This is a genomic window from Stenotrophomonas sp. RG-453 (assembly GCF_033843685.1).
In the GTDB taxonomy this organism is placed as follows: domain Bacteria; phylum Pseudomonadota; class Gammaproteobacteria; order Xanthomonadales; family Xanthomonadaceae; genus Stenotrophomonas; species Stenotrophomonas bentonitica_A.
This window is the reverse complement of the sequence record NZ_JAMYED010000006.1, coordinates 56,598-68,547: the sequence shown is the minus strand read 5'-3', so window position 1 is coordinate 68,547 and position 11,950 is coordinate 56,598. Positions and strand designations below refer to the sequence as shown.

At 68.1% G+C, this 11,950-nt stretch carries 9 protein-coding genes; 3 read left to right on the top strand and 6 right to left on the bottom strand.

Annotated features, from left to right (window positions below; all coding sequences use genetic code 11):
• Positions 1-7: 7 nt before the first annotated feature.
• The 5 genes from NJD74_RS12730 to NJD74_RS12710 all read right to left on the bottom strand — a co-directional run bounded on the left by NJD74_RS12730 (position 8) and on the right by NJD74_RS12710 (position 7,781).
• Positions 8-2,524, bottom strand: a complete 2,517-nt coding sequence (locus NJD74_RS12730; RefSeq protein ID WP_319624298.1) for a sulfite reductase flavoprotein subunit alpha — start codon at positions 2,522-2,524, stop codon at positions 8-10.
• A gap of 144 nt (positions 2,525-2,668) precedes the next feature.
• Complete coding sequence (locus tag NJD74_RS12725; RefSeq protein WP_070426064.1) at positions 2,669-3,229, bottom strand: TlpA disulfide reductase family protein; 561 nt, start codon at positions 3,227-3,229, stop codon at positions 2,669-2,671.
• On the bottom strand, positions 3,226-5,586 hold the full coding sequence (locus tag NJD74_RS12720) for a protein-disulfide reductase DsbD domain-containing protein (protein WP_019183548.1): 2,361 nt from the start codon (positions 5,584-5,586) through the stop codon (positions 3,226-3,228). The genes NJD74_RS12725 and NJD74_RS12720 overlap by 4 nt, the downstream gene beginning before the upstream one ends.
• The gene (gene cutA / locus NJD74_RS12715) at positions 5,586-5,924 is read right to left on the bottom strand and encodes a divalent-cation tolerance protein CutA (RefSeq protein ID WP_019183549.1); all 339 of its coding nucleotides are present in this window, start codon (positions 5,922-5,924) and stop codon (positions 5,586-5,588) included. The genes NJD74_RS12720 and cutA overlap by 1 nt, the downstream gene beginning before the upstream one ends.
• A gap of 72 nt (positions 5,925-5,996) precedes the next feature.
• A complete protein-coding gene (locus NJD74_RS12710; RefSeq protein WP_070472170.1) occupies positions 5,997-7,781 on the bottom strand; it encodes an endonuclease in 1,785 nt (594 codons plus the stop codon).
• Between the two features lie 293 nt (positions 7,782-8,074).
• Here NJD74_RS12710 and NJD74_RS12705 point away from each other — a divergent pair, with 293 nt between their 5' ends.
• Both NJD74_RS12705 and groL read left to right on the top strand, forming a co-directional pair.
• Entirely contained in the window at positions 8,075-8,362 is a 288-nt protein-coding gene (locus tag NJD74_RS12705; RefSeq protein WP_019183551.1) for a co-chaperone GroES, read from the top strand.
• A gap of 91 nt (positions 8,363-8,453) precedes the next feature.
• Entirely contained in the window at positions 8,454-10,103 is a 1,650-nt protein-coding gene (gene groL, locus NJD74_RS12700; protein WP_019183552.1) for a chaperonin GroEL, read from the top strand.
• 132 nt (positions 10,104-10,235) lie between these two features.
• Here the strand turns inward: groL and NJD74_RS12695 are convergent, their stop codons facing one another.
• Complete coding sequence (locus tag NJD74_RS12695; RefSeq protein WP_070472167.1) at positions 10,236-11,135, bottom strand: LysR substrate-binding domain-containing protein; 900 nt, start codon at positions 11,133-11,135, stop codon at positions 10,236-10,238.
• A gap of 166 nt (positions 11,136-11,301) precedes the next feature.
• Between NJD74_RS12695 and NJD74_RS12690 the strand changes: the two genes are divergently transcribed.
• Entirely contained in the window at positions 11,302-11,937 is a 636-nt protein-coding gene (locus tag NJD74_RS12690) for a glutathione S-transferase family protein (protein ID WP_319624297.1), read from the top strand.
• The last annotated feature ends 13 nt before the right edge of the window (positions 11,938-11,950 follow it).

Below are 11,950 nucleotides of genomic sequence, written 5' to 3'. Positions count from 1 at the left end.
GCGTTGCTCAGTACACATCGCGACGGTAGCGTCCGTCGTTGAGCAGGGCATCGACCGGATCGTTGCCCAGTACCTCGCGCAGCACCGCATCGACGCCTTCGGCCATGCCGTGCAGCGAGCCGCACACATAGATGCTGCCACCCAGATCCACCCATGCGCGCAGTGCCTCCGGTGCGGCGCGCAGACGATCCTGCACATAGCCGCCACCCTCGGCATCGCGCGAGAATGCCAGGTCCACGCGGCTCAGGTGGCCCTTCGCCTGCCAGGCCTCGATCTCCTCGCGATAGAGGAAATCGTGCGCGCGGGTGCGCTCGCCGAACACCAGCCAGTGCCCGCGGTCGCCCTGTGCGTCCGCTTCGCGCAGCAGGCTGCGCAGGCCGGCGATACCGGTGCCGTTGCCGATCAGCAGCATCGGGGCATGCTCGGGATGGCGATGGAAGCCGGTGTTGCGACGTACCCGGGCCGCGATGCTCTCCGCCTCGGTGGCATGCACGCACAGCCAGCCAGAGCCCAGCCCATGGCGGCCGTCGGGCAGCGCGGTCAGGCGGATCACCAGCTGCACGGCCCCATCGGCCGGTACCGAGGCGATCGAGTACTCGCGATGGGGCAGCGCCGGCAGCCGCGCCAGCCAGCGCGCGGCATCGGCTGCGGCGGCGGGATCACGTGGCTCCACAGCCTCCGGCAGCACGCGCGCGGCAGCCGCTTCGAGCAGCGTCGTGATCCGTCCATCGACCGTCACCGGTGCCTGCGGATCCAGGCCGTTGCGGGCCAGTGCCGCCAGCACGTGGGCACGCGCGTGGCGGGGCGCCATCTCCAGGATGTCACCGGCCTGCCAGTGCGCGTGGGCCGGCGGGTGCAGTGCCACCTGCCAGATCGCCCCGGCGGCGCTGCCCGGATTGAGCACGGTTCGCGCACCGAGTGCCCACGGCTGCAGCGCGACCGGCGCCGGCAGCGGCGTGTGGTCCTCAACGCCGGTCAGCAGGGCCAGCTGCTGCTGCCACTGCGCCAGTGGCACCGCATCGGTGCGATCCACCTCGATGCTGGCGAACAGCCGCTGCGCGCCCTGCGCCGCCAGCCAGCCGTCCACCTGGCGCGAGAAACCACAGAAGCGGGCGTACTCGCGATCACCGAGCCCAAGCACGGCATACCTCATTCCCTGCAGCGCAGCGGCGTGCGCCAGCACCCGACGCTCGAAGGCACGCGCGGCGTCCGGTGCTTCGCCATCGCCGAAGGTGCTGATGACGAACAACGCGGTGTCCGTGTCTGCCAGGACTGCGGCATCCACCTGCGCCAGCGGGCGGACGTGCACCGGCAGGCCGGCCGCCTGCAGCTGTGCAGCCGTGCGCCAGGCCAGCTGTTCGGCAAAGCCACTCTGGCTGGCGAATGCCACCAGCCACGGCTTCCCGGTGCCGATGGCGGTCGCCAGTGGCAGGCGCGAGGCGCGCACGTCGCGTTTCTTGCGGCGGCGGTCCAGGTAGAGCATCCAGCCGGTGATGAAGAACACCAGCATGCCCAGGCTGGAGAGCATCACGATGATCCGCCCCGGCAGCCCGAAGAAGCTGCCCGAGTGCAGCGCGAACACACTGACGATGATCTTGCCGCCAACGGTCTTGCTGCGGTAAGGCTCGTAGGAGAGCAGGGCACCCGTGGACGGATCGAGCTGGAGGATGTCCTGCGCGCGGTCGTGCGCGGTGTTGCTTCCCTGCACGCGGCTGGTGAGCGCACGGCCTGGCTTGGCCGGGAAACGAAGATCGATGTACCCGCGCCGCACGCCTTCCAAGGCGTACAGCGTGGTCTGCACCTTGTGCAGGTCCAGTGGGCCGCCACGGGTGCGCGGCGCGGTCTGCTCGGCCGCGGGGCCGCCCAGCAATGCGGTTGCGCCCTTGCGGTACCAGTCGAACGACCACCACAGCCCGGTCAGCGCGATCATCAGGTAGACCAGCAGCACCCAGGTGCCGACCACCGAGTGCAGGCTCCACAGGAAACTGCGCCCGCTGCGCGCCCACTCCACCGCCAGCCAGGTGCGCCAGTGCCACCAGCGCCGCGGCCAGCGCAGGTACAGGCCGGACAGGCAGAAGAACACCAGCGCGATCGCGCAGCTGCCGGTGATCAGGCTGCCGCGCTCACCGCTGACCAGGTGGCGATGCAGATCCTCGACGAAGGCGAAGAAGTCCAGCCCCTTCAGCCCGGTGAGCACGGTGCCGGTGTACGGATCGAAATAGCGCCAATTCGCCTGGCCGCCTTCGAAACGCGCCACCGACAGGCGCTGCCCGGTGGCGTCCACGCGCAGCCGCTGCAGCGGCTGTGGCATGCCCTGCTGCAGCCGTGGCAGCAGCTCTGTCAGGGCCAATGGCTGCTCGCCCGCCGCGTGCCGCTGCACCACCTGCGCCAGGGCCGGGTTGGCCGCGCGCATGATCTCGTCTTCAAAGGCCAGCGTGGCCCCGCTCAGGCCCATCACCGCCAACACGGTGCCGGCGGTAATGCCCAGCAGCCAGTGCAGCTGGAAAATGATGGTCTTCAACATGGGGGCGGTCCGGCGGCAAGGCGAAGCGCGCCCGGCGGTGGATGAGAATGGATCTCGTCATTGTTGGGCGCAGGCCGGAGGCGGTCAATAGCCCAGGTCGGGCCCGTAGGGCCCCCGATCAAACAGCCACTTCGCCCAAGCGCGTCAGGGCGTTGCCCAGGCCTCGATTTCGCCGGCCGCAAACGGCCCCAGCTTCTGTTTCACGATGCGCCCCTGCGCGTCGATCAGCACGGAATACGGCAGCAGCCCCTGCGCATTGCCCAGCCGCACGCTGGCATCGGCCGGCCCGGGGGTATCGAGCACGATCGGATAGGCGACCGGTACGCGGGTCAGGAAATCGCGCACGCCCTCGGGCGTATCCAGCGCCAGCCCGAGCACCTGCACGCCGGTAGCGCCCTGGGCATCGGCAAAGGCGGTCAGCGCGGGCATTTCCTCCACGCAGGGGCCGCACCAGCTGGCCCAGACATTGATCAGCAGCGGACGCCCGTGGAAGCTGGCCAGGTCCTGCGGTTTCCCTTGGAGGTCCGGCAGGGTGATCGCCGGCATCGGATCCCCCGGTTGGGCCGCGACCACCGCCGGCCGTGGCGGTGGCGGGGCAGTGGCCGGGCGCTCGTCATGCCCGGCGAACCAGACGCCGGCGCCGATGCCCAGCACGGCCGCGATCACGACCACCACGACCGTCCGCCGTGGTGGCCGCAGGCTCATCGCGCGGTCCGCAGCAGCGCTTCTTCCACCAGCGCCTGGGTCAGCACGGTCGGCAGCACGGTGGGCGGGGCGCCCGGGCCGTAGACCACGTACAGCGGCACGCCGACGGCCTTGTGCTCATCCAGGAAGGCGGTGATCTGCGGGTCGACATTGGTGTAGTCGCCGCGCATGTAGACCGCGTTGGTCCGCCGCAACGTATCGCGGAAGGCGTCGGTGCCCAGCACCGCGCGCTCGTTGGCCTTGCAGGTCACGCACCAGTCGGCGGTCATGTTGACGAACACCACGCGGTTGTCCTGGCGCAGGCGGTCCAGCATCTGCGGCGAGTACTCCACCACGTTGTCGCTGGCCGACTGTGCGGCCTTGGCCGGCGGATCCAGGCGGGTCACGCCCCAGATCGGGTACAGCGCGCCGAGCACCAACAGCAGGGCCAGCAGGCCGCCCACGCGCTGGCTGCGCCAGCGGCTGCGTTCGAACCACCACAGGGCCAGCGACAGGATCACCAGGCCGCCCAGCACCAGCGCCATGGCGTCCACGCCGCGCTGCTTGCCCAGCACCCACAGCAGCCAGATCGCGGTGCCGTACATCGGGAAGGCCAGCACCAGCTTGAGGGTTTCCATCCACGCACCGGGGCGCGGCAGGCGGCGCGCCAGCGAGGGCACGAAGCCGATCAGCAGGAATGGCAGCGCCAGGCCCAGGCCGAGCGCCAGGAACACCAGCATCGCCTGCAGGCCGGGTGCCGCGAAGGCGTAGGCCAGGGCCGGCCCCATGAACGGAGCCACGCACGGGCTGGCCACCACGCAGGCGAGCACGCCGGTGAAGAAATCGCCGACCGGACCGCTGCGCGAGGCCAGCGACTGGCCCATGCCACCCAGGCTGCCGCCGAGGGTGAACACGCCCGACAGGCTCAGGCCCACGGCGAACATCAGGTACACCAGCGCGGCGATGAACCACGGGTGCTGCAACTGGAAGCCCCATCCCGCGGCCTGGCCGGCCGCCCGCAGCGCGATCACCAGGGCGCCGATGGCAGCGAACGCCACCAGCACGCCGGCGGTGTACCAGAGCGCATGGCTGCGCGCGCGCTGGCGGCTCTCGCCACTCTGCGCCACGCCCAGCACCTTCAGCGACAGGATCGGCAGCACGCACGGCATCAGGTTGAGGATCAGGCCACCGGCGACGGCGAACAGCAGCAGCACCAGCAGGTTGCCGGGTGCGGCGGCCGGTGCCACCGGCGGCGGGGTGCGCTGCGCGTTGTCGGCACTGGCATCGGGCGGGGTGGCGGTATCGCCGGGCACGGCCAGCGCCGGTTCGTTCGGGCGGATCAGCATCGGCTGGCTGCCGGCGTCGCTGCGGGCCTGGTCGCGCTTGTCGCGATTGGGCAGGGGGGCGATGACCTCGGTCTTCTGCGCGACCTCATCGGCCTTGGCGTTGATCGTGCCGGCCGGCAGCGCCAGCTTCACCCGGCGCGTCATCGGCGGGTAGCAGATGCCATCGGTCTGGCAGCCCTGGAAGGTGATCACCAGCGTGGCGTCGGTCGCACCGGCGGTGCTGCGGCGCAGGGGCAGCGGCACATCGATCTGGTCGAAATACACGGCGACATCGCCGAAGTGTTCATCGCGGTGCGATTTGGCAGCCGGCCACGTGGGCTTGTCCGCGCGGATGCCCGGGGCACCTTCGAGCGCCAGCGAGGTGCGGTCGCGATATAGGTAGTAGCCCGGCGCCGGGGTGAAACGCAGCAGCACGGTATTGCCATCGCCGACGATCGCATCGAAGCCGAACGCGCGCTCGGAGGGCAGCGGCAGCGCCTGGGTGGTGCTGGTGCCGGGCAGGCGCAGGCCGGTGCCGCTGTTGCCGGCCAGCGGGTTGTTGAACGGGGAGGCAGCAGCGCTGGCGGCAGCCGGGGCGGTGCTGGCCGCGCCGCTGCCACCGCCCGGCAGTTTCACCTGCAGCGTGCGCTTCTGCGGCGGGTAGCACACGCCAGCATCGGCGCAGCCCTGGTAGCGCACTTCCAGCGTGACGGTGTCGGCGCCGTCGGCGGCCTTGCCGGGCAGGACACCGGTCAGGCGCTCGCGGTAGGTTTCCACCTCGCCGAAGAAGTCATCGTGGTGCTTCTTGCCGGCCGGCAGCTGCAGCGCCTCGGCATCGAAGCCGGCCTCGGCCTTGACCGTGGTGCGGTGGCGGTACAGGTAATAGCCCGGGGCGATCTTCCAGCTGATCTCCACGCGATCGCGGTCACGCGCCTGCGCAGTAAGCCCGAAGGCCTCATCGACCGGGAGCAGGTCTTTTTCACTGACGGCCCAGGCCGGCAGGGAGACCACGAGCAACGCGCACAGCGCGGCAACACGACGAAACAGCGTCATCAATCACTTTCCTCACGGGTCTGCGCCCGAATCCAATCCAGGTACGCCGGCAGGCCGGCGCGGGTTTCGACCGCGATGCACTCGGGGAGTTCATATGGATGCAGGGCCTGCACGCGCGCGATCGCGGCATCCAGGCGGCTGCCGGTGGTCTTGATCAACAGTTGGACCTCGTGGTCCTCGGTGACCTCGCCCTGCCAACGGTAGGTCGAGTGCGCCCCGTCCAGGCGCGTCACGCACGCGGCCAGGCGTTCGTCCACCAGCGCATGTGCCAGCCGCGTGGCGCAGGCCACGTCGGGGCAGGTGGTGAACAGCAGGAAGACGGGATCGGCAATCGACATGACCGCCGAGTATAGGACCGCTGGAGGCCAATGGTCCGACCGGCGCCACGAGGGGGCGCCGGTCGGCCGGGCTCAGTTGGCCAGCTGGCAGGTGGCCGGCCTGGCCGAGGTGAACAGCGCCGGGGTGGCCCATTCGGGGTGGTCGATGAACGGATTGCGGTTGCCCTGGAAACTGAAGATCACCTCGTTGCGAGCGCGTTCTGCCGCGTCCGGCGGGTCGGCAAGGTGCCAGTCGATCAGGGTTGAGAGCAGGCCCATGTAGGCCGGCGAGGCCGACGTTTTGACGATCTTGCTGCGGTCGTCGGTCAGCTCCAGATCGGGCTCGGACTGGCCGGTTTTCGCATCTTTACCGCCTTCATAACGGATCGCCATGTACATCACCGCACGCGCCATATCGCCCTTGCGGTGGCCCCACACTTCGAACGAGCCGCCATTGCCATCGGGCGTGCGCACCCAGTTGGAGGTGCCCGGGTAGCCGCCGCTGCCGCCGCCGGACCCGTTGTTGGATTCGGTCTCACGCTCACCGCAGTTGCTGTCGCATTTGGCATAGGGCTTGTTGCCGCGGTCCGCATTCCACTGCGCATCGGTCAGGTACAGCATGTGGGTGTCGGTATACGGCGCGTAGGGCAGGCCCTTGTCGCCGGTGGTGCTGGCAAAGCCCAGCGAGTTGGGCCAGGTGTGCTCGCGGTTGTAGGTCAGCCCACTGCCGGTGCCGGCCCGCCCGCTGACCTTGGCGTAGCTGCGGTTGCGGTAGGCATCGAGGATGTTGCCGCTGTTGTTGGGATCTTCGTCGGCGATCTCCAGGATCGTCCAGGTGCTGGTGCCCGAGCCGCTGTACGGGTAGGCGGTGTGGCCCTTGATGGTCTCGTGCAGCGAGCAGCGCAGCTGGCTGGGGCTGGAGGTGTTCACCTTCGCGTAGTACTCGCCGGGGTTGCCCGGATTGCCCGGGTCGGGCGTGGTGGCGGTGGCCACGGTGAACGCAATGCGGGTATCGGCGGCCGGGCGCGCGCCCTGGGCATCCTTCACGCGGGTGGCGCGGATATCGAAGCGGCAGGCTTCCCCCGCCACCAGCGCGGTGTTGGTGGCCAGCGTGAAGCGGGTACCGGTGGTCGGATGGCTCAGCGCGACCGTGCCGGACTGGCCGCAGCTCAGCGCGAACGCGCCGCTGGAGAGGGTGACCGGCTCACTGAAGGTGACGCTCAGGTCGGCCGCGGCCGGGAAAGTGCTGGCGCCCTGTTCGGGGGTGGTGGCCGTGACCGAGGGCGCGGTATTCGGGCCGGTCGGGCCGCCGCCGCTGAAGGTCTGACCGTGGTTGCAGGCGCCGAAGGTCTGCCCGGCCGATTCGGCCCAGGTGAAATGCGCGTACTGGCTGCCGGTGCCGGTCAGCTGCAGGGAGGTGCCCGGGGCGGTGCTGTTGGTCTCGCTGACCGGGATGTTCTGGCTGGTCAGGCCCGCGGCGGGTCCCCCGGCCGCGGTGATGGTGCCCTCGTAGCTGAGGAACTGGACCACCTTGCCGCTGGCATCGACCAGGGCGATGCCATCGTTGGGACCGTTCTGGAGGCCGTTGGTCGGGTAGCTGACCGTGGCCAGCCGCGCGCTGCCGCAGCTGGCGGTGCCGGCCGGGACCGCGTTGTCGGCGTAGACCGCGGCGGCCGAGGGATTGCTGCCGTTGTAGAGGTAGAGCCGGTAGCCGGACAGGTCCTCACCGGCGGTGGCGACCACCTCGATCGCCTCGCCCACATCCCCGGCCGGGGTGCTGTCGTCGTAATGCAGTTCATTGATGAATACATCGGCCCGGGCCGGGCTGGTGGCCAGTACCAGCAGGCAGGCCAGGGACAGCGGCGTCAGCAACCTCATCTACGGCTCCTTGTGATTGGTCAGTGCCGCTCGAATCTACGCAATCCAGATGACACATCCGCCGCCCTGTCGGATTCGACCTTTCGCACTGAGAACTGCGTCAAACATTCACGTTCGGCCACCGGCCGGCAAAAAAATCCGATCGGCTGCCCTTGAAAGGACAGGGGCCAGCACCATCTCTGCTCTGTCCCGCACCGTCGGGTTTTTTCGTGAGCGTGGCTGGCAGTCGCCCTGTGCGAGTGCTAACATCGCCAGACTTTCCTAGACCAATCAACAACTTAAAAGGGTCTCACATGAGCATCAAGCCGCTTCATGACCGCGTCGTAGTCAAGCCGATCGAAGCCGACGAAATCTCGTCCGGCGGCATCGTGATTCCGGATTCCGCCAAGGAAAAGTCGACCAAGGGTGAAGTCGTGGCCGTCGGCCCGGGCAAGCCCCTGGACAACGGCAGCGTGCGCGCGCCGTCGCTGAAGGTCGGTGACAAGGTCATCTACGGCCAGTACGCCGGCAGCAGCTACAAGTCCGAAGGCGTCGAGTTCAAGGTTCTGCGCGAAGACGACATCCTCGCCATCGTCGGCTGAGTGATGCGGCCGGCCCCGTGCCGGCGCTTCCGCACTTCCTCCCGTTCAAGCAGCCGGGCATGGCCCGGCTCTACATAAAAAGGTAATCGCAATGGCTGCCAAAGATATTCGTTTCGGTGAAGACGCCCGCGCCCGCATGGTTCGCGGCGTCAACGTTCTCGCCAATGCCGTCAAGGCCACCCTGGGCCCGAAGGGCCGCAACGTCGTGCTCGAAAAGAGCTTCGGCGCGCCGACCATCACCAAGGACGGCGTCTCCGTCGCCAAGGAAATCGAACTGGCTGACAAGTTCGAGAACATGGGCGCGCAGATGGTGAAGGAAGTCGCGTCGCGCACCAACGATGACGCCGGCGACGGCACCACCACCGCCACCGTGCTGGCCCAGGCCCTGATCCGCGAAGGCGCCAAGGCCGTCGCTGCCGGCATGAACCCGATGGACCTCAAGCGCGGTATCGACAAGGCCGTGATCGCCGCCGTCGCCGAGCTGAAGAACATCTCCAAGCCGACCGCTGACGACAAGGCCATTGCCCAGGTCGGCACGATCTCGGCCAACTCGGACGAGTCGATCGGCAACATCATCGCCGAAGCGATGCGCCGCGTGACCAAGGAAGGCGTCATCACCGTTGAAGAAGGCTCGGGCCTGGACAACGAGCTGGACGTCGTCGAAGGCATGCAGTTCGACCGTGGCTACCTGTCCCCGTACTTCATCAACAACCAGCAGTCGCAGACCGCTGACCTGGACGATCCGTACGTGCTGCTGCACGACAAGAAGATCTCCAACGTGCGCGACCTGCTGCCCGTGCTGGAAGGCGTCGCCAAGGCCGGCAAGCCGCTGCTGATCATCGCCGAAGACATCGAAGGCGAAGCGCTGGCCACCTTGGTGGTCAACACCATCCGTGGCATCGTGAAGGTCGTGGCCGTCAAGGCACCGGGCTTCGGTGATCGTCGCAAGGCGATGCTGGAAGACATGGCCGTGCTGACCGGCGGCACCGTGATCTCCGAGGAAATCGGTCTGTCGCTGGAAAAGGCGACGATCAAGGACCTGGGCCGCGCCAAGAAGGTGCAGGTCTCCAAGGAAAACACCACGATCATCGATGGCGCCGGCGAGAAGGCCAACATCGAAGCGCGTGTCACCCAGATCAAGACCCAGATCGAAGACACCTCGTCGGATTACGATCGCGAGAAGCTGCAGGAACGCGTGGCCAAGCTGGCCGGCGGCGTTGCCGTGATCAAGGTCGGTGCCTCGACCGAAATCGAAATGAAGGAAAAGAAGGATCGCGTCGACGACGCCCTGCACGCGACCCGCGCAGCCGTTGAAGAAGGCGTGGTCCCGGGCGGCGGCGTTGCCCTGGTCCGTGCGGTCACCGCGCTGAGCGGCCTGAAGGGTGCCAACGAAGACCAGAACCACGGCATCCAGATCGCCCTGCGCGCGATGGAAGCCCCGCTGCGCGAAATCGTGGCCAACGCTGGCGAAGAGCCGTCCGTGATCGTCAACAAGGTCAAGGAAGGCACCGGCAGCTTCGGCTACAACGCCGCCACCGGCGAGTTCGGCGACATGCTGGAATTCGGCATCCTGGACCCGACCAAGGTGACCCGTTCGGCGCTGCAGAACGCGGCCTCGATCGCTGGCCTGATGATCACCACCGAAGCCATGGTTGCCGAAGCCCCGAAGAAGGATGACGGCGCTGGCGCAGCTGGCGGCGGCATGGGCGGTATGGGTGGCATGGGCGGCATGGACTTCTAATGTAGATGCCGGCCATCGGTCGGCACGCATCGGAGCGGTAGGTACCCACCGTTGGTCGGTACCCGCCATGCGCCAACGCAGTACGAAAAACCCCGCCGGAAGGCGGGGTTTTTTTGTGCGCGCATCACGGGCTCACAGCGCGCTGGTCGGCGCCTGGATCTCATCCTCCAGCCAGCGCAGGAATGCCGCGATGGCCGGGGTCTCCTCGGCGCCGGGCAGGGTGACGGCGTAGTACGCAAACCGCGTCGGCCACGGCTGATCCAGTACGACGGCCAGCCGTCCGCTGGCGACTTCGGATTCCACATACAGGTCACGCACCAGCGCGATGCCCTGGCCCGCTTCTGCGGCGCGGATCAGCAACACGTCATCATCGAACGCCGGGCCACGTTCGATGCGCGGATCGGATGGCAGGCCGAGCGCGCGGAGCCACAGCGACCAGTCACTGCGGTCTGAATCCTGCAGCAGCGGGTACTGCAGGCAGTCCACCGCCGAGTGGATGGGTGGACCGTCGGCGAGCAGTGCCGGGCAGGCCACCGGCAACAGCACCGGCGCCGCCAGCGGGCGTGAGACCAGGCCGGGATACTCGCCGAGACCGTGGCGGATGGCGATGTCGATGCGATCGCGACGCAGATTCGCCAGCGCCGATGAGGCCTCCACACGCACTTCGATCGCCGGGTGGCGTTCGGTGAACCGGCCCAGCCGTGGCACCAGCCAGGAGGCGGCGAAGCTGGGCACGGTGCTGAGGGTGAGGGTCTGCCGCGCGTGGATGGCGTCCAGCGTGGCCATGCTGTCCTGGATCTGATCGAACGCGCGCAGCAGGGCAGGGTGCACCTGTGTGCCGGCCGGGGTCAGTGCGACCCCGTGAGGGGTGCGGGTGAACAGCACAACGCCGGTGCGTGCCTGCAGCAGTTTGAGCTGCTGGCTGATCGCCCCCGGCGTGACCCCCATGACCGCAGCAGCGGCCTTGAGGCTGCCATGACGACCGGTTTCGACGAAGGCGCGCAGTGCGAGCAGGGGAAGGACGGCGCTCATGACCTTAGATTTTCTCTCTTGGCAGTGCAGGAAGAATCGTTCTACAGAGCGCGTTGGCCTGCGTAGCATCGTGATCATGTTGAATCGATGTCGTTTAGTCCAGCTGCATTGATCCAGCCCTGCTACGCGACCCCCGCCCGCTGTTCCGCCTGCCAAGGAGACCGCTGTGTCCCCCGTTTCGCTGCACCTGTACACCGACAGCTCGCCCAACGGCTTCAAGATCACCATCGCGCTGGAAGAACTCGGCCTCCCTTACGTACTGCATCACGTGCGCATCGACGAAGGTGAGCACCGCCATCCCGATTTCCTGCAACTGCATCCGCATGGCCGCATTCCGGTGCTGGTCGACGAGGCGACGGGTATCACCGTGTTCGAATCCGCCGCCATCCTGCTGTATCTGGCCGAGCAGAGCGGACGGCTGTTGCCCGACGCGCCACGCTCGCGCTCGGAGGCCATCACCTGGTTGATGTTCCACTCGGCCAGCGTCGGGCCGATCCTTGGGCAGCGCGTGCACTTCGAGATGTTCGCCGACGCGCCCTACGCACCCGCCATCGAACGCTACCGGCGCCTGAGCGCCGAGTTCTTCGCCACCCTGGACCAGCGCCTCACAGGCCGCTCATGGCTGGCAGGCGAGGCGTACTCCATCGCCGATATCGCCGGCTATGGCTGGACCCATATCGCCCGGCTCATCGGCTTCGATTTCAGCGCCTACCCGCACCTGAGTGCGTGGCACCCGCGCATGTCGCAGCGGCCCGCCGTACAGCGTGGGGTGCTGCTCCCCGAACCGGCCACCGGCCCCTGACCCAGGAACGACC